Raw genomic sequence first — 26,206 nt, 5'->3', positions numbered from 1 at the left:
GCACGTTAATGTTTAGCGTTTATATTCAAGACTAATTAGGTAAGATAAACACCTTACCTAAGCACGCAGCTTTACCTTTACGTAAACTTCACTTATAGTTAATTACCAAATTAATGAGGTGTAGTTTAGATGAGTACAGAAAATACAGAACAGACCTTTAGTATTAGCGAACTTGCAAAAGAATTTGACATAACAACTAGAAGCATTCGCTTTTATGAAGACCAAGGTCTGGTTACGCCCCGCCGTCAAGGGCAAACACGTATCTATAGTAAACGCGATAAAGTGCGTTTAAAACTGATCTTACGAGGAAAACGCCTAGGATTTACGCTTGCTGAAACAGGCCGTTTGTTTGAGCTGTATGATGCCGACAAATCAAGTGCAACTCAACTTAAAATTATGCTTGAGTTAATCTCTGATAAAAAAGCACATCTTGAACAGCAAATGGATGACATTAAAGTTGTTTTAATGGAACTTGTTACCGCTGAGCGTCGTTGCCGTGACACGCTAAAAAACCTAGACGAAGCTTAAAATAATAACCACACCTTATGACAACAACACATCAATAGGATACACACAATGAGCACCGTTTCTCTTTATAAAGAATTAAATTTTGGTCTTGGTGAAACAGCCGACATGATCCGTGACCACGTAAATAGTTTTGCAACAAACGAAATTGCCCCACTCGCCGAAAAAACTGATATCGACAATATGTTCCCAAATGAGCTTTGGCCAAAGTTTGGTGAAATGGGTTTATTGGGCTTAACCGTTGATGAAGAGTTTGGCGGCTCGAACCTAGGTTACCTTGAACACGTAATTACAATGGAAGAAATCAGCCGTGCCAGTGCGTCAATTGGTTTAAGCTACGGTGCACATTCAAATTTATGTGTAAACCAAATTGCCCGCAACGGTAACCAAGCGCAAAAAGAAAAATATTTACCAAAACTTATTTCAGGTGAACACATTGGTGCACTTGCGATGAGTGAGCCAAATTCTGGTTCTGACGTTGTTTCAATGCGTTTAAAAGCCGAAAAGCGTGGCGATAAATACATCCTTAACGGTAATAAAATGTGGATCACCAATGGTCCAGATGCAGATACCTTTGTTATTTACGCAAAAACAGATTTAGAAGCGGGCCCGAAAGGCATTACAGCCTTCATCGTTGAAAAATCTTACCCTGGTTTTAGCCAAGCACAAAAACTCGATAAATTAGGTATGCGCGGCTCAAACACTTGTGAACTTGTATTTGAAGATTGTGAAGTACCAGAAGAAAACATTCTTGGCGAATTAAACCAAGGTGTGAAAGTGCTAATGAGCGGCCTTGATTACGAGCGTGTTGTGCTTGCAGGTGGTCCACTTGGCATTATGCAAGCGTGTATGGATATTGTTGTACCTTATATTCACGAACGTAAACAGTTTAATACTGAAATTGGTAACTTCCAGTTAATTCAAGGCAAAGTTGCTGATATGTATACGCAAATGAATGCGGCGCGTTCTTACGTTTATACCGTTGCAAAAGCGTGCGACCGTGGTGAAACAACCCGTAAAGATGCAGCTGGCGCAATTTTATATGCTGCAGAGCTGGCTACCAAAATGGCACTTGATGCAATTCAAATCCTAGGTGGTAACGGTTATATCAATGAATATGCAACAGGCCGATTACTGCGTGACGCAAAACTTTATGAAATTGGTGCGGGTACATCTGAAATTCGCCGTATGCTGATTGGTCGTGAACTATTTAACGAAAGTAAATAGGAAGTATCATGACCATATTAACTTCAAATATAAACCCGCTTGATTCAGACTTTTTAGCAAAAGCTGGATCAATGCAGCTACTGGTTGATGACTTAAAAGCTAAAACGCAAGAAATAACTCAAGGCGGTGGCGAACGTTTAGTAGAACGTCATCGCGGTCGTGGTAAATTATTTGTCCGTGACCGTATAAATTGTCTATTAGATGAAGGTTCACCGTTTTTAGAAGTATCGCAATTTGCAGCTTTTGGTGTGTATCCAGAGCAAATCCCATGTGCCGGTGTAGTCGCAGGTATTGGCCGCGTTAAAGGCGTTGAATGTATGATTATCGCAAACGACGCAACGGTTAAAGGCGGCACCTACTTCCCTATTACGGTTAAAAAACACCTGCGTGCGCAAGAAATTGCAGAGCGTTGTCATTTACCGTGTATTTATCTTGTTGATTCAGGTGGTGCTAACCTGCCTGAGCAAGATGAGGTATTCCCAGATAAATTACACTTCGGTCGTATTTTCTATAACCAAAGCCGTATGTCAGCAAAAGGTATTCCGCAAATTGCTGTGGTAATGGGCTTATGTACCGCAGGTGGGGCTTATGTGCCAGCAATGGCAGATGAAAGTATTATCGTAAAAGAGCAAGGCACTATCTTTTTGGCGGGTCCACCGCTTGTAAAAGCAGCAACAGGTGAAGAAGTATCAGCTGAAGAGCTTGGTGGCGCAGATGTGCACTGTAAAACATCTGGTGTTGCCGATCACTACGCTGAAAATGATGAGCATGCCCTTTCAATTGCACGCCAATGTGTTTCGCGGTTAAACCATACACGCCCGACCGCACCAATTTTAACAAATTTCAAAGCACCGCGTTATGATGCGAAAGAAATTTACGGCATTGTAGGTACCGATCTTAAAAAACCATTTGATGTTCGTGAAGTGATTGCCCGTGTTGTTGATGATTCATCGTTTGATGAATTTAAACAATACTTTGGTGAAACTTTAGTTACTGGCTTTGCTGAGATTTTTGGTATGCCTGTAGGTATTGTTGCCAACAACGGTATTCTTTTCTCAGAATCAGCGCAAAAAGGCGCGCACTTTATTCAACTTTGTGCCCAGCGCAATATTCCATTGGTGTTTTTACAAAATATTACCGGCTTTATGGTGGGTAAAAAATACGAAGCTGAAGGCATCGCAAAACACGGTGCGAAAATGGTAACAGCTGTGAGCTGCGCTGATGTGCCGAAGTTCACTATTTTAATTGGTGGTTCGTACGGTGCTGGTAACTATGGCATGTGTGGCCGTGCATTTGAGCCAACCATGATGTGGATGTGGCCTAATGCCCGTATTTCAGTAATGGGTGGTGAACAAGCCGCTGGGGTATTAACCCAAGTAAAACAAGATGGTTTAAAACGCAAAGGCCTTGCAATGAGCGACGATGAAGTTGCCGCATTTAAAAAGCCTATTATTGCGCAGTATGAAGAACAAGGTCATCCGTATTATGCCAGTGCACGATTATGGGATGACGGCATCATTGACCCTGCTGAAACACGAAACGTACTCGGTCTTGCTTTAAGTGCAGCGAAAAATGCACCAGAGCAAGAATCGAAGTTCGGCGTATTTAGAATGTAGGAGTAAGTGATGTCTGTAACCTTAACAATAACAAAACAAAAAGTTGCGACCCTTACAATTGAACGCAGCGAAGTACATAACGCATTTGACGCACACACTATCGCACAACTTATTCAACAAATTGAATATGCCAACACATTGGATATTCGCGCGTTAGTATTAAAAGGCGAAGGCAAGCATTTTAGCGCTGGTGCTGATTTAAACTGGATGAAATCCATGGTGTCGAATACGTTTGAAGATAACGTAGCGGATTCAATGGAACTTGCCCGTTTAATGCAGGTGCTGTTTGAAACTAAAGTGCCTACCCTATGTTTAGTGCAAGGCGCAGCTTTTGGTGGTGCCCTTGGTTTAATTGCCTGTTGTGATATTGCTGTAGCTGATGAAAAAGCGAAATTTTGCCTAAGCGAAGTAAAACTGGGCCTTATTCCAGCAGTTATAAGCCCATATGTAATTAATGCAATTGGTGAGCGACAAGCGCGCCGTTATTTCCAAACGGCTGAAGTATTCTTTGCCGATAAAGCACTTGACCTTGGTTTAGTTCATGAAGTATCAGATTCACCAGAAGATGCACTCGACACCCTACTTCATGCAATTTTACAAAACGGACCTGAAGCTACAAAGCAAGCAAAACAGCTTATTTGTGATGTTGCGAACAAACCGATAGATGACGATTTACGACAACTGACTGCAGAGCGTATTGCTCAAATTCGTGTATCGGATGAAGGACAAGAAGGTCTGCAAGCCTTTTTTGATAAACGCAAACCAAGCTGGCAATAGAGAGCATCACCATGATCAATAAACTTTTAATAGCAAACCGCGGTGAAATTGCGTGTCGCATTATTAAAACAGCACGTCGTTTAGGCATTAAAACTGTTGCGGTTTATTCCGACGCTGATATTCATGCAGAGCATGTAAAAGCAGCGGATGAAGCCTACCATATTGGCGCAGCTCCAAGTCGTGAATCGTATTTAGATGGCGATAAAATTATTAATGTTGCGCTTAAAGCAGGCGTAAATGCAATTCACCCAGGCTATGGCTTTTTATCAGAAAACACGCATTTTGCTGATAAGTGCGAGCAGAACAATATTATTTTTATTGGCCCAAGCAGTGAAGCGATTAACGCAATGGGGTCAAAATCACGCTCAAAAGAGCTGATGTTTGAAGCCAATGTGCCGCTTGTACCAGGTTACTATGGTGAAAACCAAGACCCAGCCTTTTTACTGGCAGAAGCAGAAAAAGTGGGCTTTCCAGTATTAATAAAAGCGACCTATGGCGGTGGCGGTAAAGGTATGCGTGTGGTGCGCGATAGCGCATCATTTAACAAAGAGTTAGAAGGTGCAAAGCGTGAAGCACTTGCAGGTTTTGGCAACGATAAAGTTCTGATTGAACGCTATGTTGAGGCGCCACGTCACGTAGAAGTGCAAGTGTTTGCAGATAATTTTGGTAACTGTATTTATTTAGGCGATCGCGACTGTACACTGCAGCGTCGTCACCAAAAAGTGATTGAAGAAGCCCCAGCGCCAGGTTTAAGCGCAGAGCTTCGTAAAGAAATGGGAGAAGCGGCATACGCTGCGCCAAAAAAATTAACTATAAAGGCGCAGGTACCGTTGAATTCTTATTATGTGGTGATGAATTCTTCTTTATGGAGATGAATACACGCTTGCAAGTAGAACATCCTGTTACTGAATGTGTGGTGGGTCAAGATTTAGTAGAATGGCAATTAGCCGTTGCTAGTAACGAGCCACTACCGCTAGAGCAAGACCAAGTGGTGATTTCTGGCCATGCTTTCGAAGCGCGTATCTACGCAGAAGAGCCAAGTGATGACTTTATGCCATCTTCGGGTCTATTAACGCTATTTGATATGCCAAATGAGCATGCAAGTGATCTTTCAGCGGTAAGAATCGATACCGGTGTGATTGAAGGTTCTGAAATCTCGGCATTTTACGATCCGATGATTGCAAAACTGATTGTGCATGGTGCAAATCGTAAAGTTGCGCTGCGTCAGCTTTCACTTGCACTTGAGAAAACAGCTATTTCAGGCGTTGCGACTAACGTAAGCTTTTTGCATACCTTAGCAAATCACCCAAGCTTTATTGAAAGCCCAACTAGCACCCATTTTATAGATGATCACATTAGTGAGCTAACGCAAAAAGATGAACAAGAACAGACTCTGCAATTAATAATGGCAGCACTTGTTTATATTAATGCAAATACGTGCCAAACAAGTACATCACCTTGGAATACGCTTACCGCATTTAGCTTAAATGCCAGTAACCATTACACCTTGCCATTTGTTGATTTTAGCCTTGAATGTCAACGTAATAACGATGCTATGACCTTGGTTTACAATAATGAACACTTTTCAGTAAATGCCGATTTTAACGGTAATAACCTCACCGCATTTATCAACGGTGAAAAACACACTGCAAAGTTTGTATTAAATGATCAGTCTATTGCGATTATGCACAGTGGTAACACTCACCTATTTGCTTTAAAAAGTAAGCACTATGTGGCTGAAAAGCAAAACGACGGTAATAGTTTACAAGCACCACTTAATGGCACTGTTGTCAAGCAAGTGGCAAGCGTAGGCGATAACCTTAAACAAGGTGATGCAGTTATTATTATCGAAGCGATGAAAATGGAATACACCTTAACGGCACCATTTGATGGCCAGTTAAGCCAATTTTATTTTGCTGAGGGCGATCTTGTGTCGCACGGTGACCTACTTGCTAAAGTTGAGGAAGCGCAATGCAACCAAAGTTTGTAAAAGTAGTTGAAGTAGGCGCTCGTGATGGCTTGCAAAATGAAAGTTCAGTTTCAAGTCAAGATAAAGTATTGCTGATTAACGCGCTTGCAAAAGCTGGCGTTAAGCATCTTGAAGCCGGCGCATTTGTGTCACCTAAATGGGTGCCACAAATGGCAGATTCTAGCGACGTATTAGACCAAATTGATAAAAGTGAGCTCACCACATTCAGTGCGCTTACTCCTAATTTAAAAGGTGCTGAGCTTGCTTTTAATGCAGGCGCAAATGAGTTTGCAATTTTTACCGCAGCAAGCGAAGCCTTTACTCAGAAAAACATTAATTGTTCGATTGATGAATCTATAACACGCTTTCAACCTGTGATGGATTTTGCTAAGCAACATAATATTCCGGTACGCGGTTATGTGTCGTGTGTTATGGGTTGCCCATACGATGGTGCTGTTAGCCTTGATACTGTTGTAAAAGTAACCAAAAAGCTGTTAGCTATGGGCTGCTACGAAGTATCACTTGGTGACACCATCGGTGTTGGCACACCTCAATCTACCGAACAATTATTAAACGCCCTGCTGGAGCAAGTATCTGCTGACAAGTTAGCTGTACACTTTCACGATACCTACGGTCAAGCACTTGCTAACGTGTATACCGCGCTTAATATGGGCATTAAAACCGTCGATTCAGCCGTTGCTGGCCTTGGTGGCTGCCCTTATGCTGCTGGTGCGTCAGGAAATCTTGCCACTGAGGATTTAATTTATATGCTTAATGGACTTGGCATTGAGCATGGAATTGATTTAGAAATGCTAGCCCAAGCAGGTTGGCAAATTAGTGAAGCATTAAATAAACAACCAACAAGTAAAGTTTCACTGGCATTAAAAGCCAAACTAACTTAACCGATTTCTCGCCCTACTCGTTCAGGAGAATTTTATGGCAGGTTTTAATAAGGTCGTCGACAATTACCAAGACGCACTTGAAGGCATTAAAGACGGCGATACTGTTATCGCAGGCGGATTTGGCTTATGTGGTATTCCAGAGGGCTTAATCGCAGAAATTAAACGTAGAAAAACCACTGATCTTACCGTAGTTTCAAATAACTGTGGTGTGGATGACTTTGGCTTAGGTATTTTATTACACGACAAGCAAATTAAAAAAATCATCGCATCATACGTTGGTGAAAACGCGATTTTTGAACAGCAATTGCTAAATGGTGAAATTGAAGTAGAGCTTACGCCACAAGGTACGCTTGCTGAGAAAATGCGTGCTGGCGGTGCCGGTATCCCTGCGTTTTATACCGCAACGGGTTACGGTACACCGGTGGCTGAGGGCAAAGAAGTAAAAGAGTTTGACGGTCGCCCGTATATTCTTGAAGAGTCAATTACCGGTGAATTTGCCATTGTAAAAGCGTGGAAAGCAGATCGCTACGGTAACTTAGTGTTTCGACACACAGCCATGAACTTTAACCCTATGGCCGCAACGGCGGGTAAAATCACCGTAGCTGAAGTAGAAGAGATTGTTGAGCCAGGTGAACTTTCACCAAGCGAAATCCATACTCCAGGCATTTATGTTAATCGCGTGATTAAAGGTAACTTTGAAAAACGCATCGAACGTGTTACTACAAAAGATTAGGAGGCAACATGGCGTTATCAAGAGAACAAGTTGCAATGCGTGTTGCACAAGAACTTCAAGACGGTTATTACGTTAATTTAGGCATTGGTATCCCTACTTTGGTTGCCAACTATGTACCCGATGGTATGGAAGTAATGCTGCAGTCTGAAAATGGCTTATTAGGTATGGGGCCATACCCTACTCGTGACCAAGTTGACGCGGATATGATCAACGCGGGTAAAGAAACCGTTACAGCAGCCACAGGTGCGGCAATATTTAATAGTGCCGAAAGCTTTGCAATGATCCGTGGTGGTCATGTAGATTTAACAGTACTTGGTGCCTTTGAGGTTGATCAACAAGGAAATATTGCTTCTTGGATGATCCCTAAAAAGCTTGTTAAAGGCATGGGTGGCGCAATGGATTTAGTGGCAGGTGCAAAAAATATTGTAGTTACCATGACCCACGCCAATAAACACGGTGAATCAAAGTTACTTGAATCATGCACGTTACCACTGACTGGCGTTAACTGCGTTAAGAAAATCGTAACCGATTTAGCCGTGTTAGAAGTTAAAGACGGTGCATTTTATTTATTAGAGCGCGCACCAGGTGTAAGTGTTGACGAAATTATCAGTAAAACGGCTGGTAAGTTAATCGTTGAAGGTGATATTCCTGAAATGACAGTGTAAACCGCTTACACAGTAACAGTTCCTCATTCCCGGTGTAATGAACACTGAGAAACCCAACAAAAACCCCTCAATTGAGGGGTTTTTTCTTATCTTTAATAATTAAATTGTTATTAATTTGATTTTCTACGCATTGTAAGAAGACCACCTACTAATAACAACAGGCCACCCAACACAGCTGGTAAGTGTTGGTTGCTAGCTGTTTTTGGCAGTTCTTCAGGCTCTTCAATAATTACAATTTCTTCAACTGGTGCTGTTTCTTCTTCATCAATTGATACAAAAGCCCAGCGATCATGTGGTACGTATACCGTAATATCTTGATAAGGCGCTAATTCAGCCCAAGTAATTTTCTCACCGCTATGCGTACTAACTGCAAGGTTTTTATTTGGTTTAATTCGGTGAACTTTACCTAGCTTGTCATCATCTAAACGAAGTTGTAAGCGTGTACGACCTAATTGGTCTGTTTTCCCAATATGCGCTACTAATTTAGTGAATGACTCACCGTTACGTTCAACTACACCTTTACATGCTTGTTGAATTTCAGGGAATTCACTAGTAACTGAAGATGCGTAAATAACATCGCTACATTGTTTATCGTTTGCAAAAACAGCACCAGAACTTAATAAAATGCCTGCACCTACGATACTTGCTAGCTTGTTTCTATTCATCATTATTCTCCATAACATTAATTTAAGGGGTTTGCCATCACAATAAAACGCTCAGGAGCATCCCCTAAAAAATAAAAGGGATAGCATGTCACAAGCGTTAGTTGTTTTGACGGTGTAAAGCGCAATACATCCACATTATTTGGCTTTACGATTTTGGTTTGAAAAACTGTGTACAATTCAGTACCACTTATAGTTTGAACACTAATTGTGTCGCCAATTTGAACATCTTTTAACGATCTGAACCAAGAGTCACGATGTCCGGCAATGCCTATATTGCCATCCGGTTCATCAAAAAAAGCGGTATGTGATACCCAACCAGCACCTCTGTCCATATTGTCATCACTAGCACCTTGGAAAATTGGTACTTTCATAGATAAACGTTCAATTTCCATGATTGCAATTGGCGCTTCGCTTTTAGATAGTTTTTGGTATTTGTCTTTTGCGGATTTTGACCAAAGAGAAAAATTAGCTGGTGTTGCGTCAAGTTTAAGCTCTGTATCAACAGTCAGCGTATCCGTTTTTGTACTCTTTGTGTCTGTTTGCGTGTAATTTTGTGATTTATGGAATTGTGCAATATCCATTTCTGCTTGAGCAGACTTGATAAATTGTGAAAAACCATAATGGCCAAGGATAATTACCCCAGCTAGCCAAAATACTCTTTCAATATATAAGTGAAATTTCCTTTTAATCACTTTAATTTACACTCGCTTATGTTCCTAAAACCTATCCTGATAATAAATAAGTTTAATGTCAATGTTATTCCATAAAATAACTCTAAAACTTGATCTTGATTAAAAATCTCCAGCAATTAACGAATTCTCAATTATTCAATGAATTAAGGCGCTTTAAATTAATTATATTCATTTTTAAGCCAACTTTATTGATGAATTAAAATCAAAGCTGATTGTTTGTTAAAATATGTTCATTTTGATGTGACTTCTGCTTTTGAGTTTGATACAAATAAATTAACAAACTTATCCAAGATAAGTATTTTGAAAAGAATGAGGAAGTTATTATGTGTTCAATTTTTGGCGTATTAGATATCAGAACAGATGCAGCGCAGTTGCGTTCGCAAGCAATCGAAATGTCGAAGTTATTACGTCACCGCGGTCCTGATTGGTCTGGTGTATATTCATCTGAAAAAGCAATTTTAGTGCATGAACGTTTGGCAATTGTAGGTGTCTCAAGTGGTGCACAACCACTATACAACCCTGAGAAAACAAATGTACTTGCGGTAAATGGTGAAATTTATAACCATAAACAGCTTAAAGAAGAGTTAGCTGTAGATTTCGCGTTTCAGACTGAGTCAGATTGTGAAGTGTTACTTGCACTTTACAAGCAAAAAGGCCCTGAGTTTTTAGATGATTTAAACGGTATTTTCGCCTTTTGTTTATACGATGAAGAAAAAGATGCTTATCTAATCGGCCGTGATCACATTGGTATCATCCCACTTTATACAGGTCGTGATGAGCATGGTAACTTTTATGTAGCCTCTGAGATGAAAGCATTAGCGCCAATTTGTAAAACCATTGAGGAGTTTCCTCCAGGCCATTACTTATGGAGCCAAGATGGTGTAATCCGACCGTATTACGCACGTGATTGGCAAAGCTATGATGCAGTAAAAGACAATAAAGCAAAAGCAAGTGATGTTAAAGAAGGCCTAGAGGCCGCTGTAAAACGTCAATTGATGTGTGATGTACCTTATGGTGTTTTACTCTCAGGCGGCTTAGATTCATCGGTTATTTCAGCTATTACGCAAATGTTTGCTGCTAAACGTGTTGAAGATAACGATGAATCGAAAGCATGGTGGCCACAATTACACTCTTTTTCAATCGGTTTAGAAGGTTCACCTGATTTAGCTGCCGCACAAAAAGTTGCAGATGCTATTGGCACTGTTCACCACCCTATTACCTTTACAATTCAACAAGGTATAGATGCACTTAAAGAAGTTATTTATCATATTGAAACATATGATGTTACAACAATTCGTGCTTCTACACCTATGTATTTAATGGCTCGTTATATTAAAGCGATGGGCATAAAAATGGTGCTTTCTGGTGAAGGCGCAGATGAATTATTTGGCGGGTATTTATATTTCCATAAAGCACCAAATGCGAAAGAGTTTCATGACGAGCTTAACCGCAAAGTTAGCAAGTTACACCAGTTTGATTGTTTGCGAGCAAACAAATCGATGGCAGCTTGGGGTGTTGAAGCGCGTGTGCCTTTCTTAGATAAAGAGTTTGTTGATACGGCAATGCGTATTAACCCTGAAGGTAAAATGTGTAAAGACGGTAAAATTGAGAAACACATTATTCGTGAAGCATTCGATGGCTATTTGCCTGATGAAGTATTATGGCGCCAAAAAGAACAATTCTCAGATGGCGTTGGTTACAGCTGGATTGATACATTAAAAGAGCATGTTGAATCGATTGTAAGCGACCAAATGATGGAAGCTGCTGCGTTTAAATATCCAATCAACACGCCACAAACAAAAGAAGCATATTACTATCGTTCAATTTTTGAAGAGCACTTTCCAGGTGATGCTGCAGCGAAAACGGTTCCACATGGTAAGTCAGTTGCCTGCTCTACTGAAGCGGCTCTTGAGTGGGATGAAAGTTTTAAAAACAATGCCGATCCATCAGGTCGTGCAGCAGGTGTTCATAACGAAGCCTACTAGTTGTTTTAATTAAACTGATTATAAAATAAAAAAACCGGCAAAAAGCCGGTTTTTTTAAAACGATATTTTAAGCGTTTTCTGATTGCGCTTTTTTACGAGCGGCTTTCTCAGCTTTGCGTTTTGCAATAGTTTCTTGTGCTTCATTACCAATATGGCCTTCACCACGGGCTTTTGCTAGCTCTATTTGCTTTTGACGCTCAGCAAAACGTTCACGCTGTTCATCACTCACTGTATTGATACAATGATGGCACGATAAACCTTCTTGGTATGCCTCATGCTGCTTTTCTTCTTCAGTAATTGGCATTCTACATGCGTGGCATTGATCATATGAGCCTTTATTCAAGTCATGATCTACTGCTACACGGTTATCGAACACAAAACATTCACCCTTCCACATCGTTTCTTCTTTTGGTACTTCTTCTAAGTACTTAAGAATGCCACCTTCAAGATGGTAAACTTCTTCAAAACCTTGTTCTTTCATATAGGCAGTTGATTTTTCACAGCGTATACCACCGGTACAAAACATAGCGACTTTTTTATTTTTGCTAGGGTCGAGGTTTTTCTCAGCCCATTCAGGAAATTCTCTGAATGTCTTGGTTTTCGGGTCTACTGCATTTTCAAACGTACCAATTTCAATTTCGTAATCGTTACGCGTATCAACTAACACCACATCCGGATCTGAAATTAAAGCATTCCAATCTTTTGGTTTTACATAAGTACCAACCACTTCTTTTGGGTCAATACCTTGTACACCCATAGTAACGATTTCTTTTTTAAGTTTAACTTTTGTACGATAGAAAGGACATTCATCGTCGAAAGATTCTTTAGATACAATATTATCAAGCCCTGGTTGCTTATCTAACCAAGAAAGTAATGCATCGATACCTTCTCTTTTTGCAGCAACGGTACCGTTAATACCTTCTTCAGCTAAAAGTAACGTTCCACGAACATTATTTTGTTCCATTGTATTTAATAACGGTTGACGTAATTCTTTGTAGTTAGGCAAAGGTACGAATTTATATAGGGCACACACGACGTATTGTTGAGACATAATAAACCTAATGTTTAGCTTTAAATAATAACCGGAACGTAAATCCGGCGCCAAAATGGGTCGCTATTGTATCAGAAACGGTGTTAGGTTCAATTGAATTGACTATAATTTGCACAGTTAAAATACGTTATTAGCTATGTTTTTGTCTTTCATGTAAAATATGGCTTTATTTTTTTGACCACAATCGCATTAGTGGAGAGACACATTTGTCCTTTGTAGATCTTGGCGTTGATAAACGCATTGCAAGTCAACTTTCACACATTGGTATTTCAACACCAACAGAAATTCAGCAACAAGCAATTCCAGTTGCAATCGCAGGTCATGACTTACTTGCTCAATCTAAAACAGGTTCAGGTAAAACATTTGCTTTCTTGTTACCGGCTATTACCAGATTGAGTAAACAAAAAGCGCTAAGTAAACGCGATCCACGCGCTTTGATCATTACGCCAACACGGGAGCTTGCAAATCAAGTATATAAACAACTGACGTTGATTATTGCTGGCACCGCATTAAAAGCGGCAAAAATTGTCGGTGGTGATAACTACAATGATCAAGTTAAAGCATTGCGCAAAGACCCACAATTTGTGGTGGCGACCCCAGGCCGTTTATGTGACCATCTTGATGATAAAAATTTCTACTTAGAAGGTCTTGAACTTCTTATTTTAGATGAAGCTGATCGTGTGTTAGAACTTGGCTTTAAAGAACAAATTGAACGCATTAATGAGGCTGCTAATCATCGTCTTAGGCAAACAGTTTTCTTTTCTGCAACGTTAGAGCATGCAGAAGTAGATGCCCTATCGCGTAATTTATTAAAAAATCCTAAGCGTGTAACCATTGACGCAAGTACGCAAGAGCATAAAGACATTACACAAAAATTCTATTTAGCAGATCATCTTGACCACAAAATTGAATTATTAAAAGCAGCTACAAAACAAGCTGAGTCTGGTCAGCAAATAATTTTTACTGCAACCCGAGAAGATACCGTTAAACTTTCTGAATTATTAGAAGAAACGGGGTTTAAAACGTTAGCTTTGTCGGGAGATATGAACCAAAGTAAGCGTACTTCGATTATGGATTCGTTTTCACGTGGTCATGCGCAAATATTGGTTACAACAGATGTGGCCTCTCGTGGTCTTGATCTATTAAACGTATCTCAAGTTATTAATTTTGATTTACCAAAACAAGCTGAAGAATATGTTCATCGAATCGGTCGTACTGGTCGTGCGGGTTTTAAAGGTACGGCCTTATCTTTAGTAAGTGCAAAAGATTGGCAAAGCTTTAAAGCAATTGAAAGTTATTTAAACAGACGAATTGGTTTTTCTGAATTAGCAGGACTAGTAGGTAAATTTAAAGGTTTTAAAGATAAATCAGAAACAGTTAAAGATACGAAAAAAGTAAATCAAAGCAAAAAGAAAGCAAATACCAAAAAGACATACAACAAACCAAGAAAAGCAAAACCGGCTAAGGCGATACCTGCGCCGTTTGATGTTGATGGTGTCGCGCCACTAAAACGCCGCAAAATAAAGGATGATGAATAATGAGTATTCAACTTGGAAAAATCAACAATCTCATTGTTAATGAAATTGCTTATGAAGGTGCTTATTTAACTGATCATCAAGGCAATGGCGAAGTTTTTTTAAAGAAAGACGAATTGCCTGAGGGCTTAACTACAAAACAATCAATCGATGTGTTTGTTTATGAAGAGCAAGGCAATTTAACTGCAACAACCAAAACACCAATTGCTCAATTAGGTGATTTTGCACTTCTTCAAGTAACTTCTATCAATAAGATTGGTGCTTTTGTTGATTTAGGTATTGGTAAAGAATTGCTTGTTCCTTTTAATGAACAAAAGCCAAAATTTGAATTATCGAGATCATATCTTGTAAAACTATATTTAGATAAAGCCTCACAACGTTTATGTGGTTCATCAAATTTAAATAAGTTTGTAAAACCTGAATCCACTGGCTTTAAAAAGTCGCAAGAAGTTTCAATTATTATTGCAGGACGAACTGATCTTGGTTTTAAAGTAATTGTTAATAATGAGTTTTGGGGCATGGTGTTTACTGATCAAGTTTTCAAACCTCTTTTTATCGGTCAAAAGCTACAAGCTTATGTTGCAAAGGTGCGTGAAGATGGAAAGTTAGATATCCGTCTATCTAAGCCTGGCGTTGCAGGTTCAAATGAATTGTCCGATGAAATTTATAAAAAGCTATTCTCAGAGAATGGCGTGATCCATCTTGGAGATAAATCAGATCCTGTTGCCATAAAAAAAATGTTCGGTTGTAGTAAAGCAAACTTTAAACGTGCCATCGGTCATTTGTTTAAAGAAGGTAAAATAGACTTGGCAGCCACTAAGATTAGTTTAATAAAGTAAAAAAGGCGCATTAAGCGCCTTTTTTATAAAGTGTTGGTTTCAACGAGGTAGGTGAATTGATTACTAAAAACGCATTTTTGATAACGTTTGCCATAATCTCTCGCTTCTTTACCATCTTCAAACTCGACTGGGGCTAAACGGAAAATCTGTAATTCACATTCATCTTGATAAGTTTGGACTAGGTTTAAACACTCTTCCATTTTGGCAAGATTTGTTTCGTCAGCACCAATCGCTTGGCAACGTGCCTTAACTTGTATATTGAGTGATTGTTTTAGTTCAAATTGATTAATTGGTTGCGAATCTATCGTTTCAACGAGGGTGTTAAATGCATTTTGACGGTTTTGATTTTCATAATGCTGATAACCTAAATACGCTGCAACAATAGAAGCAATAAAAATTAAAATACGCATGAAGTACAACTCTTTCTTATTATTTTTAGCTTCAAGACTTAAACACTAATGCATTTTAGTAATGCATTAGTGCAACTACTTTAATTTAGGTTAACTTAATGTTTTGTTTATTTCAATTAAAGTAGCTTGTGGATCTTCAGATTGCGTAATTGGACGACCAATCACTAAATAATCACTACCTGCATCAACAGCTTCGCGTGGTGTCATTACACGTTTTTGGTCACCTTTATCTGATCCAGCAGGACGAATACCAGGTGTAACTAATTTAAATTCGTGACCAAGAGTCGATTTTAAGACCGAGGCTTCTTGAGCTGAACACACTACCCCATCAAGCCCTGCTTCTTTAGCGAGTTGTGCTAAGAATTGAACTTGCTCATTAGGTGTTTTATCAACGCCTAAACGTTTTAATTCTGCTTCGTCCATAGACGTTAAGATTGTAACAGCAATTAAAAGCGGAGCGTCATCACCGTATTTTGCAAGCGCTTCTTTTGCTTTACGCATCATTTCAGGGCCACCACTAGCGTGAACATTTACCATCCACACACCTAATTCGGCAGCTGCTGTAACAGCCTTAGCTACCGTGTTTGGAATATCATGAAATTTTAAATCAAGGAAGACATCAAAGCCTAAATCGATTAATTTCTTAACAAATTGAGGACCAAAATAAGTAAACATTTCTTTGCCTACCTTTAAGCGGCAATCTTGTGGTGAAACGCGTTTTACAAATTCTAACGCTGATTGTTCGTCCGCATAATCTAATGCAATAAGTACTTTGGCATCGTGATTCATTAATGAGTCCTGATTATAAAAAGATTGAAAAATGTTGTGTTAAAACCCATCTACACCATTTAATGGCACTAAAGATTCTACATGTTTACAAGAGGGACAAAACCAATACAATTTTTTACTTGTAAACCCACAATGATTACACTGATAAAGTGCTTTTGTGGAAATGTAATCTTGAACAAGTTTGTTTATCTCAGTTAGCACAAGTTTAATATCTTGGCTTTGCTCTGACATCAGAGTTAATAAAAAACTAAAGCCACGGATATTAGGTTGTTTTCGTAAAACTTGGGTAATGTAATTGATAGCTTCATCAACCTTACCTTGTGCCATTAGGTTTTTACAGTAATGAATTTTAATCAGCACATTGTCACTTTTTAAATGCTTAGAGAGGTGTGAAAAATAATTCTTTTGTAAATTTAGTTTTTCATAGCTTAGTTCTAGTTTATCTAAAAATATTGGGGCAAAAGCGGTATTTTTATCGAGTAAACTTCCCCAGTACTTAATTGCTTGAAGATAATCACCTTCATTAAAAGCATTTTCACCAAGTATAAATTTTGGTCTAACAAGATCTTGAGTTAAATCGGCAATTTCATCAAGCTGGTTATAATTCTTTTCTAACAATGCTTTTTCACAATAAAAATTAGCGATTGTTTTTTTTATTTGACTAGATTTAAAGTCGGTTTGTTTTGATTCGAATAATGTTATGCCTTTATCCCAATCATGGCTTTGCAAATATAACAACATCAATTGGCAAAGCGCATTGTCATCTTCTAGAGAATATAAATAAACTAAGTTTTCTTCCGCTCGGTCTAATAAACCTGCCATCATATAATCTTGAGCTAATTCATAAAGCACATGTTTTTTTTGTTCTAATGACAATGCATCATGTTTGAGTAATAGCTCGTGAACTTTGATTGCTCTATCAAGCTCACCACGACGGCGAAATAATGTAGCTAAAGTAAGATAGTGTTCTACAGAATTTGCTGATATTTCAAGTAAACTGATTAAATGTTCTAAACCTTGATCTTCTTCGCGATCAAGTAAAAATTTCAGCCCCTTGCTGTATTCATTAATGATTTCTTGATTTTGTTGTTGGGCTTCATTACTTGCGTTGTTTTTTCCCATTATATAGCCATATGCTGCAGCAACAGGTAACAACAAAAACAGCAATTCTATCATTAACTATCCATGGCTTTGTGAAGAAAGCTTCTGATTTTGTCTTCTCAATTGACGGTTTTGCAGTTTAGCTTTTGACAATAAAATGGTACTAAGTGCAATACCTAAAAATAGGCCTAAAGCACAACATATACTTATTATGAAAGCGAGGGGGATTTCTGCACTTGCTATAATAAAGTTTATTTTAACTAAATGTGGGTTTTGTGCGCCCAGTACAAATAAAATAAATAGCAAGCACAGGAGAAAAGTGACTTTGAGTATTTTTGTCAAAATAACCTCAAATTATGCAATACTTGCATTAACGCGATCGCGCAGTTCTTTTCCTGGCTTAAAGTGTGGTACGTATTTACCTTGTAGCTCTACTTTATCACCTGTTTTAGGGTTGCGACCAACACGTGGTGCACGGAAATGAAGTGAAAAACTACCAAAACCACGGATTTCAATTCTATCTGAACTAGATAAAGAGTCAGCCATAAGTTCTAACACTTCTTTTACTGCATTTTCTACATCTTTCGCTGGGATATTTGCGTGCTGTTCAGCAAGTTTTTCAATCAGTTCTGATTTTGTCATGTAAGTACCCTTTATAATTGTAATAGGAAGAGCAGCTAAGCCGCTCTTCCAAGTCGACTAATTAGTCTTTTTGAGCATTTTTGAATGCTGCAGCCATAGCGTTTTCGAACTGTGGCTCTTCTTTCTTAAGCTTGTCTAGAGCTTCTTTCTCTTCAGCTTCTGAAATTGCTTTGATTGATAGGCTGATAGCACGGTTCTTGCGATCAACACCAACAAACTTAGCTTCTACTTCGTCACCTACAGAAAGAACTGTTGAAGCGTCTTCTGTACGCTCAACTGCTACGTCAGCTACACGGATGTAACCTTCAACACCTTCGATAAGTTCAACTGTAGCGCCTTTAGCGTCAACTTCAGTTACTTTACCTTTAACAATAGCACCTTTTTTGTTTGCGTCCAGGTAGTTATTGAAAGGATCAGCTTCGATTTGCTTAACGCCTAGAGAGATACGCTCACGCTCTGGGTCAACTTGTAAAACGATAGCTGTGATTTCATCACCTTTCTTGAATTCACGTACAGCTTCTTCGCCTGGAGTGTTCCAAGAGATGTCTGAAAGGTGAACTAGACCGTCAATGCCGCCTTCTAGGCCGATGAAGATACCGAAGTCAGTGATTGACTTGATCTTACCAGTAACTTGGTCGCCTTTGTTTTGAAGACGAGCAAATTCTTGCCATGGGTTAGCTTTACATTGCTTAAGACCTAGAGAAATACGACGACGCTCTTCGTCGATTTCAAGAACCATAACTTCAACAGTGTCACCTAAGTTAACAACTTTTGAAGGGTGGATGTTCTTGTTAGTCCAATCCATTTCAGAAACGTGAACTAGACCTTCTACGCCTTCTTCGATTTCAACGAAACAACCGTAGTCAGTTAAGTTAGTTACACGACCAGAAAGCTTAGAACCCTCTGGGTAACGACCAGCGATAGCTGCCCATGGATCTTCGCCAAGTTGCTTAAGGCCTAGAGAAACACGTGTTTTCTCTTTGTCGAACTTAAGTACTTTAACTAGGATTTCGTCACCTACGTTAACGATTTCGCTTGGGTGCTTAACGCGCTTCCAAGCCATATCTGTGATGTGAAGAAGACCGTCTACACCACCTAAATCAACGAATGCACCGTAGTCAGTAAGGTTCTTGATGATACCTTTAACTTCTTGACCTTCAACAAGGTTAGCAAGAAGTTCATCACGCTCTTGTGAGTTTTCTGACTCGATAACAGCACGACGAGAAACAACAACGTTGTTACGCTTCTGGTCAAGCTTGATAACTTTGAATTCTAACTCTTTACCTTCAAGGTGAGCTGTGTCACGTACTGGGCGCACGTCAACTAGTGAACCTGGTAAGAATGCACGGATAGTGTCAACTTCAACAGTGAAACCACCTTTAACCTTACCATTGATGATACCAGTAACAGTTTCTTGCTCTTCACATGCTTTTTCAAGACGGATCCAAGCTTCGTGACGCTTCGCTTTCTCACGAGAAAGGATAGTTTCACCAAAACCATCTTCGATTGCATCTAGTGCAACATCTACTTCGTCACCAACTGCTACTTCTAATTCACCAGCAGTGTTTTTGAATTGCTCAGCAGGGATTGCGCTTTCAGACTTAAGACCAGCGTCTACTAGTACGATGTTATTTTCGATTGAAATAACAGTACCTTTAACGATTGAACCTTGTTCTGCTTCAAAACCCTTTAGGCTTTCTTCAAATAACTGTGCAAAATTTTCTGACATTATAAGTCTCTAAATAAATATATCCATTTGGCTATCCTGCCGCATGGGGTTGTTGTAAAAATTAACTCTTCCAGTGAGTTAACCAATTAAATTCTTTTCAATACACAAAGACAAAACCTGCTCAAATGCCTGATTTGCATCGAGTTTAGTAGTGTCTATAACAATTGCATCCTCTGCTGGCACTAACGGTGCTACAGGGCGATTCATATCGCGATCATCACGCGCTTTGATATCTGCAACTAAGTTGTCTATTTTAACATCAACACCACGTTGCTTCAACTCAAGAAAACGGCGATTCGCACGCTCTTCTGCAGATGCTGTTAAGTATATTTTTAAAACGGCGTCTGGGAATACCACTGTGCCCATATCACGACCATCAGCAATAAGTCCGTTTTCGCTTCTAAAAGCACGCTGTCTGCGCAATAGCGCCTCACGAACACTCGGTAACGCTGCTATTTTAGAGGCCATACCACCAACTTCTTCTGTACGAATAGATTTGGTGACGTCTTCGCCTTCTAAAACGATCTTGCCTTTACCCGTTTCAGTATCTACCACAAATTGCACATCTAAATTGGCCGCTAGCGGCAATAAAGCTTCTTCATCTGTCGGCGCTATCATATGGTGGCTTGAAGCTAATGCTAATACGCGATAAATCGCACCACTATCTAATACGTCCCAGCCAAGCTTATTTGCTAATAAACGGCAAACGGTTCCTTTTCCTGAACCACTTGGTCCATCGACTGTAATAACGGGTTGAATAACCTTCATTACAACCTCCCACAATGTACAAAACTAAAATCGCCGCGCAGTATAAGCGATAATTAAAAAATTATCGCTACTTTACGGTGAAAAAACTGTGATTTCTATCAAACAATTTATTCTGAAACACTTGCAAGTGTCTCAAAATAGGTAGGAAATGTTTTATAGGTACATTTAGGATCGTTAATGATGATATCGTGACCACCCACAGCAACCATGGAAAAACACATGGCAATACGGTGATCATCATAGGTATCTATTTCCGCAAGCTGAATGTTATCGGTCGGGGATACTTCAATAAAGTCATGCCCTTCTACCACCTCTGCGCCGAGCTTTCTAAGTTCTGTTGCCATCGCATAAAGTCGGTCCGTTTCTTTTACTCGCCAGTTATAAATATTGCGTATAGCTGTTTTTCCTTTTGCAAAAAGAGCGACTGTTGCGAGTGTCATAGCAGCATCAGGAATTGCATTAGCATCAATATCAACGCCATTTAATTCACCTTTACTTACAATTAAGTAATCATCATGCCATTCGATGTTTGCACCCACCTGCTCCATTACTTTTGCAAAACCAATATCGCCTTGAACACTTGCAGCACCGACACCATTAATACGGATTGTGCCACCGTTAATCGCAGCAGCTGCAACAAAGTAAGACGCGCTAGACGCATCTCCTTCCACCATTATGCGCCCTGGTGATTGGTATTTTTGATTGCCCTTTACGACAAAGGTTTGATAATTTTGGTTATCTACAGTGATGCCAAATTTAGCCATTACTCCTAAGGTAATATCAATATAAGGCTTTGAGACAAGCTCGCCTTTAATGCTAATTTCAGTATCATTTGAGAACAAAGGAGCAGCCATTAACAATGCAGTTAGAAATTGACTTGAAATACTGCCATCAATCTCAACCTTTCCACCTGATAATTGCTTACCTGAAATTTTAAGCGGTGGATAATCTTTATTTTTTAGATATTCAACATCTGCATCTAAAGTATGTAACGCATCCACAAGATGACCAATCGGTCTTTCTTCCATGCGGGGCTCACCGACTAATTCAAATTCGCCATCTGATGTTGCTAATACGGCCGTAAGCGGACGAAATGCAGTACCCGCATTACCTAAAAAGAGTGGCTCATTTGGCGTATTGAAAACTCCACCATTACCGGTTACTTTTGCAACCGTTTTGTCAGCATTTAGTGAAACGTCAATTCCCATATCACCAAGGGCTTTAAGCATATGACGAATATCGTCACTATCGAGTAAGTTTTCAACTTGTGTAGTGCCTTCGCACAAAGCAGCTAACAATAGAATACGATTAGATAAGCTCTTAGAACCAGGTAATGTTACTTCACCATTTACTCGCTTAATCGCTTTTAAATGTAATTGCTCCATTAACTGTGCTCCTTTTCGAATTTATGCATAAAGTTAACAAGCGCCTTTATACCTTCAATAGGCATTGCGTTATAGATACTTGCACGCATACCACCTACCATACGATGACCTTCGAGGGCGAGTAAACCTGCTTGTTTCGACTCTGCTAAAAAGGCTTTGTTCAGTGATTCGTCGTTAAGCCAAAATGGCACATTCATTCGCGAGCGAAAATCACTTGCAACAGTATTTTTATAAAACTGACTATTATCAATAAAATCGTAGAGTAGCGTTGCCTTTTCGATATTAACTTGCTCTATGGCAGCGACACCACCCTGCGCTTTTAGCCATTTAAACACCTCAGCAGCTAAGTACCAAGAATACGTTGGTGGCGTGTTATACATGCTTTCTTTTTTAGCCTCTAAAGCGTAATCGAAAATGCTTGCTTTCTCTGTGCCTTCACGTAAAAGAAGGGATTTTTTCACAATCACAATGGCAAGGCCAGAAGGACCAATATTTTTCTGTGCACCGGCGTAGATTAAGTCAAACTGATTGACATCGATTTCACGTGAAAGAATATTAGAAGACATATCTGCAACAATTGGTGCATCATGTTTAACAGTATCGAAAATTTCAATACCATCAATTGTTTCATTCGGGCAATAGTGAATGTATGACGCATCTTGAGGTAGCGTCCATTGCTCTGGTTTTAAGCAATTAAATTGACCATTGTCATCATTGCGAACATTGATTTCGATTGCTTGCGTAAATTTTTGTGCTTCGTTAAAGGCACCATCTGACCAAATACCTGTATTCACATAGACAGCAGATTTATCTGGTAAATGTAAATTTTGTGGAACTGCTGCAAACTGACCGCGACCACCACCATGCATAAATAACACAGCGTATTCGTCTGATATGTTCATTAAATCACGTAAATCACGTTCGCTTTGCTCAGCAAGGGCAATAAATTCAGCGCTGCGATGGCTTATTTCCATCACATTTACACCAAGCCCCTGCCAATTTAAAAATTCTTTTTGCGCTTTTTCGAGTACTTCTTTGGGCAAACTTGCTGGCCCTGCACAAAAATTATATACACTCATTCCCAAAACCTCTTTTGTACATAACTTAGAAAATAAAAAAGCGGCTGTTAGCCGCTTTTAACATTGTTCATACTGTAACTGATTCATTTTCAAATTACCGCATGTGAAAGATGAATATTTTTCTATTCAGCTGATTGCTCTGAATTATTTTCATCTGCATTTGGTGCTTCAGTGCTTTCGCTTGAAACTGCTTCATCTTCACCTTCTTCAGAAAGGAATTGAGACTCTTCAATTTCATCAATACGCTGTAATCCAACAACTTGTTCGTCTTCAGCTGTACGAATTAAAATAACACCTTGCGTATTTCGACCAACAGTAGACACTTCATTCACACGTGTTCGAACTAGTGTGCCCTTGTTAGAGATAATCATGATTTCATCATTATCTTCAACCTGTACCGCACCAACTACTTTACCATTACGCTCAGATACTTTAATCGATACAACACCTTGTGTTGCGCGACTCTTCGCTGGGTAATCTTCAAGCACTGTACGTTTACCGTAACCGTTTTCAGTGATCGTTAATACCGGACCATCATTCTTAGGTACGATAAGTGACACAACTTTCACATCATCAGGCATTTTAATACCGCGAACACCAGTTGCGGTACGGCCCATTGGACGAAGTGCTAATAATTCTTCACCTGTTTCTGGGTCAATTTTCACTTCACCCGTTTCTGAGTCACGTTGTTTCTCGTTAAAACGAACAACTTTACCGTGGTCGGTAAACAGCATGATATCGTTTGTACCGTCGGTGATATCTGCTCCAATTAAGCTATCGCCATCATTTAAGTTGATTGCAATGATGCCAGATGCACGCTGGCGGCTGTAAGCAGTAAGTGGTGTTTTCTTAACTGTACCGTTCGCTGTCGCCATTAATACATATTTATCTTCTTCGTACTCGCGCACAGGTAAGATAGTGGTAATACGCTCATCTGCTTCAAGCGGCAGTAAGTTAACAATTGGCTTACCGCGCGCAGCACGACTTGCAAGTGGTAACTGATACACTTTTAGCCAGTACAAACGACCAGATGTAGAGAAACATAAAATGGTATCGTGCGTGTTTGCTACTAATAGGCGTTCAATGAAGTCTTCATCTTTCATCTTAGTTGCAGATTTACCTTTACCACCACGACGTTGCGCTTCGTAATCAGATAGTGGCTGATACTTCACATAACCTTCGTGAGAAAGTGTTACAACAACATCTTCTTCATTAATAAGATCTTCAAGACTAATATCGTGCGCTGCAGCAGTGATTTCTGTGCGACGCTCATCACCAAAGTTATCTTTAATTTCAACCAGTTCTTCACGAATAACTTCCATTAAACGTTCAGGGCTTGAAAGAATGTAAAGTAACTCAGCAATCAGATCTAACAGGTCTTTATATTCGTTTAAGATCTTCTCGTGTTCTAAACCAGTTAACTTGTGTAAACGTAAGTCTAAAATTGCATTTGCTTGTGCTTCAGATAAGTAGTATTGGCCATCGCGAATACCTAAATCAGCAGCAAGCCATTCTGGACGTGCTACATCATCTTCGCCAGCTTTTTCAAGCATGCCTTTAACGTTACCCAGTTCCCAGCTACGAGAAAGTAAGGCAATTTTTGCTTCTTCACGTGTTTGCGAGCGACGAATAACCTCGATAATAGGATCGATATTCGCAAGCGCGATTGCTAAACCTTCAAGGGTATGTGCTCTATCACGTGCTTTACGTAAATCAAATACCGTACGACGCGTTACAACTTCACGGCGATGGGTAACAAACGCTTCAAGCATTTCTTTTAGGTTAAGTAGTTTTGGTTGACCATTATCTAGCGCAACCATGTTCATACCAAACACTGTTTGCATTTGTGTTTGTGCATACAGGTTGTTTAAAACAACTTCACCTACTTCACCGCGCTTAATTTCGATAACAATGCGCATACCGTCTTTATCAGACTCATCACGCAGTGCACTAATGCCTTCTATTTTCTTGTCTTTTACAAGCTCAGCAATTTTCTCAATTAAACGGGCTTTGTTAACTTGATACGGGATTTCATGAACAATGATTGTTTCTTTACCCGTTTTTTCGTTAACTTGAACTTCCGCTTTGGCACGAATGTAAACTTTACCACGGCCTGTTTTGTAAGCTTGTTCAATACCTTTTTTACCGCTGATAATACCCGCAGTTGGGAAGTCAGGGCCTGGTATGTATTCAATTAGCTCATCAATTTGAATTTCTGGGTTTTCAATAACTGCTAAACAGCCGTTAATAACTTCTGATAGGTTATGCGGCGGGATGTTCGTCGCCATACCTACAGCGATACCAGAGGCACCATTTACTAGTAAGTTAGGTACGCGCGTTGGTAAAACAGCTGGAATTTTTTCAGTGCCATCATAGTTATCAACGTAATCAACCGTTTCTTTTTCAAGGTCCGCTAATAATTGATGTGCCATTTTAGCCATACGTACTTCGGTATAACGCATTGCAGCGGCACTATCACCGTCTACAGAACCGAAGTTACCTTGACCATCAACTAATAAATAACGAAGTGAGAACGGCTGAGCCATACGTACTATCGTATCGTAAACAGCACTATCACCATGTGGGTGGTATTTACCGATTACGTCACCTACAACACGTGCAGACTTTTTATAAGGTTTGTTCCAATCATTATTGAGTTCATTCATAGCGAAAAGTACGCGGCGATGAACAGGCTTTAAACCATCTCTTACATCTGGTAGCGCACGTCCTACAATTACACTCATCGCATAATCGAGGTATGAATTTTTTAATTCATCTTCAATATTGATTGGAAGGATTTCATTGGCGAGATCTGTCATCCGATTTCTCTTCCTTCAATCGACTATTAATTCAGTTATTATTTTTATAACCAAAGCATGCTAACACAAAAAATCATTATTTACAGGTTGTAAGCGGTAGTCTTTTTATAAAAAATCCCTTTATAATGCCCTCAAATCACTCTGGATGCTTTTTATGACCGTTCAACAAAATGTCGATGCAAGTGAAATTGCAAAGTTCGAAGCCATGGCCGACCGATGGTGGGACCTAAATGGTGAATTTAAACCACTACACGAAATTAACCCGCTTAGATTAGATTTCATCAATTTACACAGCCAAGGCGT

Annotated in this window: 24 protein-coding genes and 2 pseudogenes; 13 read left to right on the top strand and 13 right to left on the bottom strand. The window is 39.5% G+C overall.

What is annotated here, in order from left to right; all coding sequences use genetic code 11:
- Window positions 1-129 precede the first annotated feature (129 nt).
- The 9 genes and pseudogenes from ON073_RS04590 (at window position 130) to ON073_RS04555 (ending at window position 8,414) form a co-directional block, all read left to right on the top strand.
- Window positions 130-528, top strand: coding sequence for a MerR family transcriptional regulator (locus ON073_RS04590; protein ID WP_274760685.1), 399 nt, complete (start codon window positions 130-132; stop codon window positions 526-528).
- 48 nt (window positions 529-576) lie between these two features.
- Window positions 577-1,752: an isovaleryl-CoA dehydrogenase gene (locus ON073_RS04585; protein ID WP_274760683.1), complete on the top strand. Its 1,176-nt coding sequence runs from the start codon at window positions 577-579 to the stop codon at window positions 1,750-1,752.
- An 8-nt stretch (window positions 1,753-1,760) separates the two neighbouring features.
- Window positions 1,761-3,368, top strand: a complete 1,608-nt coding sequence (locus ON073_RS04580) for a carboxyl transferase domain-containing protein (protein ID WP_274760682.1) — start codon at window positions 1,761-1,763, stop codon at window positions 3,366-3,368.
- A gap of 9 nt (window positions 3,369-3,377) precedes the next feature.
- Window positions 3,378-4,145: an enoyl-CoA hydratase/isomerase family protein gene (locus ON073_RS04575; RefSeq protein ID WP_274760681.1), complete on the top strand. Its 768-nt coding sequence runs from the start codon at window positions 3,378-3,380 to the stop codon at window positions 4,143-4,145.
- Window positions 4,146-4,156: 11 nt separating this feature from the next.
- A pseudogene (locus tag ON073_RS20575) lies at window positions 4,157-5,058 on the top strand (acetyl-CoA carboxylase biotin carboxylase subunit); the annotation flags it as partial.
- A gap of 138 nt (window positions 5,059-5,196) precedes the next feature.
- Entirely contained in the window at window positions 5,197-6,135 is a 939-nt protein-coding gene (locus ON073_RS20570; protein WP_446728508.1) for a biotin/lipoyl-containing protein, read from the top strand.
- Window positions 6,117-7,016 (top strand): hydroxymethylglutaryl-CoA lyase, encoded by a 900-nt coding sequence (locus ON073_RS04565; protein ID WP_274760680.1) that lies wholly within the window; start codon window positions 6,117-6,119, stop codon window positions 7,014-7,016. Before ON073_RS20570 ends, ON073_RS04565 begins: the two co-directional genes overlap by 19 nt.
- Before the next feature lie 34 nt (window positions 7,017-7,050).
- Complete coding sequence (locus ON073_RS04560) at window positions 7,051-7,749, top strand: CoA transferase subunit A (protein ID WP_010560120.1); 699 nt, start codon at window positions 7,051-7,053, stop codon at window positions 7,747-7,749.
- A gap of 8 nt (window positions 7,750-7,757) precedes the next feature.
- Window positions 7,758-8,414, top strand: coding sequence for a CoA transferase subunit B (locus tag ON073_RS04555; RefSeq protein ID WP_038641568.1), 657 nt, complete (start codon window positions 7,758-7,760; stop codon window positions 8,412-8,414).
- A 110-nt stretch (window positions 8,415-8,524) separates the two neighbouring features.
- Here ON073_RS04555 and ON073_RS04550 read toward each other — a convergent pair whose 3' ends face one another.
- Both ON073_RS04550 and ON073_RS04545 read right to left on the bottom strand, forming a co-directional pair.
- Entirely contained in the window at window positions 8,525-9,082 is a 558-nt protein-coding gene (locus ON073_RS04550) for an LPXTG cell wall anchor domain-containing protein (RefSeq protein ID WP_274760679.1), read from the bottom strand.
- Between the two features lie 14 nt (window positions 9,083-9,096).
- Entirely contained in the window at window positions 9,097-9,771 is a 675-nt protein-coding gene (locus tag ON073_RS04545) for a class D sortase (RefSeq protein ID WP_274760678.1), read from the bottom strand.
- A gap of 323 nt (window positions 9,772-10,094) precedes the next feature.
- On the opposite strand from ON073_RS04545, the gene asnB reads away from it, so the two are divergent.
- Window positions 10,095-11,756, top strand: coding sequence for an asparagine synthase B (asnB, locus tag ON073_RS04540; RefSeq protein WP_274760677.1), 1,662 nt, complete (start codon window positions 10,095-10,097; stop codon window positions 11,754-11,756).
- A gap of 67 nt (window positions 11,757-11,823) precedes the next feature.
- On the opposite strand, the gene trhO is transcribed toward asnB, so the two are convergent.
- A complete protein-coding gene (gene trhO, locus ON073_RS04535; protein ID WP_274760676.1) occupies window positions 11,824-12,807 on the bottom strand; it encodes an oxygen-dependent tRNA uridine(34) hydroxylase TrhO in 984 nt (327 codons plus the stop codon).
- Between the two features lie 206 nt (window positions 12,808-13,013).
- Between trhO and ON073_RS04530 the strand changes: the two genes are divergently transcribed.
- Together ON073_RS04530 and ON073_RS04525 are read left to right on the top strand one after the other, a co-directional pair.
- On the top strand, window positions 13,014-14,345 hold the full coding sequence (locus tag ON073_RS04530) for a DEAD/DEAH box helicase (protein ID WP_274760675.1): 1,332 nt from the start codon (window positions 13,014-13,016) through the stop codon (window positions 14,343-14,345).
- Window positions 14,345-15,181 (top strand): CvfB family protein, encoded by an 837-nt coding sequence (locus ON073_RS04525; protein ID WP_274760674.1) that lies wholly within the window; start codon window positions 14,345-14,347, stop codon window positions 15,179-15,181. Before ON073_RS04530 ends, ON073_RS04525 begins: the two co-directional genes overlap by 1 nt.
- 23 nt (window positions 15,182-15,204) lie before the next feature.
- Here the strand turns inward: ON073_RS04525 and ON073_RS04520 are convergent, their stop codons facing one another.
- The 10 genes from ON073_RS04520 to gyrA form a co-directional block, all read right to left on the bottom strand.
- A complete protein-coding gene (locus ON073_RS04520; protein WP_274760673.1) occupies window positions 15,205-15,591 on the bottom strand; it encodes a hypothetical protein in 387 nt (128 codons plus the stop codon).
- A 90-nt stretch (window positions 15,592-15,681) separates the two neighbouring features.
- A complete protein-coding gene (gene pyrF / locus ON073_RS04515) occupies window positions 15,682-16,380 on the bottom strand; it encodes an orotidine-5'-phosphate decarboxylase (RefSeq protein ID WP_274760672.1) in 699 nt (232 codons plus the stop codon).
- A 39-nt stretch (window positions 16,381-16,419) separates the two neighbouring features.
- Window positions 16,420-17,556: a lipopolysaccharide assembly protein LapB gene (locus ON073_RS04510; RefSeq protein WP_274760671.1), complete on the bottom strand. Its 1,137-nt coding sequence runs from the start codon at window positions 17,554-17,556 to the stop codon at window positions 16,420-16,422.
- A 3-nt stretch (window positions 17,557-17,559) separates the two neighbouring features.
- A complete protein-coding gene (locus ON073_RS04505; RefSeq protein ID WP_342455409.1) occupies window positions 17,560-17,787 on the bottom strand; it encodes a LapA family protein in 228 nt (75 codons plus the stop codon).
- A gap of 48 nt (window positions 17,788-17,835) precedes the next feature.
- Window positions 17,836-18,123 carry an integration host factor subunit beta gene (gene ihfB / locus ON073_RS04500; protein ID WP_038641558.1) on the bottom strand — a complete coding sequence of 96 codons (288 nt, stop codon included), beginning with the start codon at window positions 18,121-18,123 and terminating at the stop codon, window positions 17,836-17,838.
- A gap of 61 nt (window positions 18,124-18,184) precedes the next feature.
- A complete protein-coding gene (gene rpsA / locus ON073_RS04495; protein WP_274760669.1) occupies window positions 18,185-19,852 on the bottom strand; it encodes a 30S ribosomal protein S1 in 1,668 nt (555 codons plus the stop codon).
- A 78-nt stretch (window positions 19,853-19,930) separates the two neighbouring features.
- A complete protein-coding gene (cmk, locus tag ON073_RS04490) occupies window positions 19,931-20,620 on the bottom strand; it encodes a (d)CMP kinase (RefSeq protein WP_274760668.1) in 690 nt (229 codons plus the stop codon).
- 107 nt (window positions 20,621-20,727) lie between these two features.
- Window positions 20,728-22,005, bottom strand: coding sequence for a 3-phosphoshikimate 1-carboxyvinyltransferase (aroA, locus tag ON073_RS04485; RefSeq protein WP_274760667.1), 1,278 nt, complete (start codon window positions 22,003-22,005; stop codon window positions 20,728-20,730).
- Window positions 22,005-23,084 carry a 3-phosphoserine/phosphohydroxythreonine transaminase gene (serC, locus tag ON073_RS04480; RefSeq protein ID WP_274760666.1) on the bottom strand — a complete coding sequence of 360 codons (1,080 nt, stop codon included), beginning with the start codon at window positions 23,082-23,084 and terminating at the stop codon, window positions 22,005-22,007. The genes aroA and serC overlap by 1 nt, the downstream gene beginning before the upstream one ends.
- A gap of 122 nt (window positions 23,085-23,206) precedes the next feature.
- Window positions 23,207-25,903, bottom strand: a complete 2,697-nt coding sequence (gene gyrA / locus ON073_RS04475; protein WP_274760665.1) for a DNA gyrase subunit A — start codon at window positions 25,901-25,903, stop codon at window positions 23,207-23,209.
- Window positions 25,904-26,057: 154 nt separating this feature from the next.
- Here gyrA and ON073_RS04470 point away from each other — a divergent pair.
- A pseudogene (locus tag ON073_RS04470) lies at window positions 26,058-26,206 on the top strand (bifunctional 2-polyprenyl-6-hydroxyphenol methylase/3-demethylubiquinol 3-O-methyltransferase UbiG); the annotation flags it as partial.

This window comes from Pseudoalteromonas sp. G4 (genome assembly GCF_028875915.1).
GTDB lineage: Bacteria > Pseudomonadota > Gammaproteobacteria > Enterobacterales > Alteromonadaceae > Pseudoalteromonas.
The sequence above is the reverse complement of the archived record's forward strand: the minus strand, read 5'-3'. Positions and strand labels throughout refer to the sequence as shown.

What these genes read in the sequence shown, in the direction of transcription:
- asnB (WP_274760677.1), top strand. Translation starts at nt 10,095, where the DNA reads ATGTGTTCAATTTTTGGCGTATTAGATATCAGAACAGATGCAGCGCAG.
- trhO (WP_274760676.1), bottom strand. Translation starts at nt 12,807, where the DNA reads ATGTCTCAACAATACGTCGTGTGTGCCCTATATAAATTCGTACCTTTG.
- ihfB (WP_038641558.1), bottom strand. Translation starts at nt 18,123, where the DNA reads ATGACAAAATCAGAACTGATTGAAAAACTTGCTGAACAGCACGCAAAT.
- ON073_RS04550 (WP_274760679.1), bottom strand. Translation starts at nt 9,082, where the DNA reads ATGATGAATAGAAACAAGCTAGCAAGTATCGTAGGTGCAGGCATTTTA.
- ON073_RS04555 (WP_038641568.1), top strand. Translation starts at nt 7,758, where the DNA reads ATGGCGTTATCAAGAGAACAAGTTGCAATGCGTGTTGCACAAGAACTT.
- ON073_RS04510 (WP_274760671.1), bottom strand. Translation starts at nt 17,556, where the DNA reads ATGATAGAATTGCTGTTTTTGTTGTTACCTGTTGCTGCAGCATATGGC.
- gyrA (WP_274760665.1), bottom strand. Translation starts at nt 25,903, where the DNA reads ATGACAGATCTCGCCAATGAAATCCTTCCAATCAATATTGAAGATGAA.
- ON073_RS04575 (WP_274760681.1), top strand. Translation starts at nt 3,378, where the DNA reads ATGTCTGTAACCTTAACAATAACAAAACAAAAAGTTGCGACCCTTACA.
- serC (WP_274760666.1), bottom strand. Translation starts at nt 23,084, where the DNA reads ATGAGTGTATATAATTTTTGTGCAGGGCCAGCAAGTTTGCCCAAAGAA.
- ON073_RS04580 (WP_274760682.1), top strand. Translation starts at nt 1,761, where the DNA reads ATGACCATATTAACTTCAAATATAAACCCGCTTGATTCAGACTTTTTA.
- ON073_RS04520 (WP_274760673.1), bottom strand. Translation starts at nt 15,591, where the DNA reads ATGCGTATTTTAATTTTTATTGCTTCTATTGTTGCAGCGTATTTAGGT.
- ON073_RS20570 (WP_446728508.1), top strand. Translation starts at nt 5,197, where the DNA reads ATGCCATCTTCGGGTCTATTAACGCTATTTGATATGCCAAATGAGCAT.
- pyrF (WP_274760672.1), bottom strand. Translation starts at nt 16,380, where the DNA reads ATGAATCACGATGCCAAAGTACTTATTGCATTAGATTATGCGGACGAA.
- ON073_RS04585 (WP_274760683.1), top strand. Translation starts at nt 577, where the DNA reads ATGAGCACCGTTTCTCTTTATAAAGAATTAAATTTTGGTCTTGGTGAA.
- ON073_RS04560 (WP_010560120.1), top strand. Translation starts at nt 7,051, where the DNA reads ATGGCAGGTTTTAATAAGGTCGTCGACAATTACCAAGACGCACTTGAA.
- aroA (WP_274760667.1), bottom strand. Translation starts at nt 22,005, where the DNA reads ATGGAGCAATTACATTTAAAAGCGATTAAGCGAGTAAATGGTGAAGTA.
- ON073_RS04525 (WP_274760674.1), top strand. Translation starts at nt 14,345, where the DNA reads ATGAGTATTCAACTTGGAAAAATCAACAATCTCATTGTTAATGAAATT.
- rpsA (WP_274760669.1), bottom strand. Translation starts at nt 19,852, where the DNA reads ATGTCAGAAAATTTTGCACAGTTATTTGAAGAAAGCCTAAAGGGTTTT.
- ON073_RS04565 (WP_274760680.1), top strand. Translation starts at nt 6,117, where the DNA reads ATGCAACCAAAGTTTGTAAAAGTAGTTGAAGTAGGCGCTCGTGATGGC.
- ON073_RS04590 (WP_274760685.1), top strand. Translation starts at nt 130, where the DNA reads ATGAGTACAGAAAATACAGAACAGACCTTTAGTATTAGCGAACTTGCA.
- cmk (WP_274760668.1), bottom strand. Translation starts at nt 20,620, where the DNA reads ATGAAGGTTATTCAACCCGTTATTACAGTCGATGGACCAAGTGGTTCA.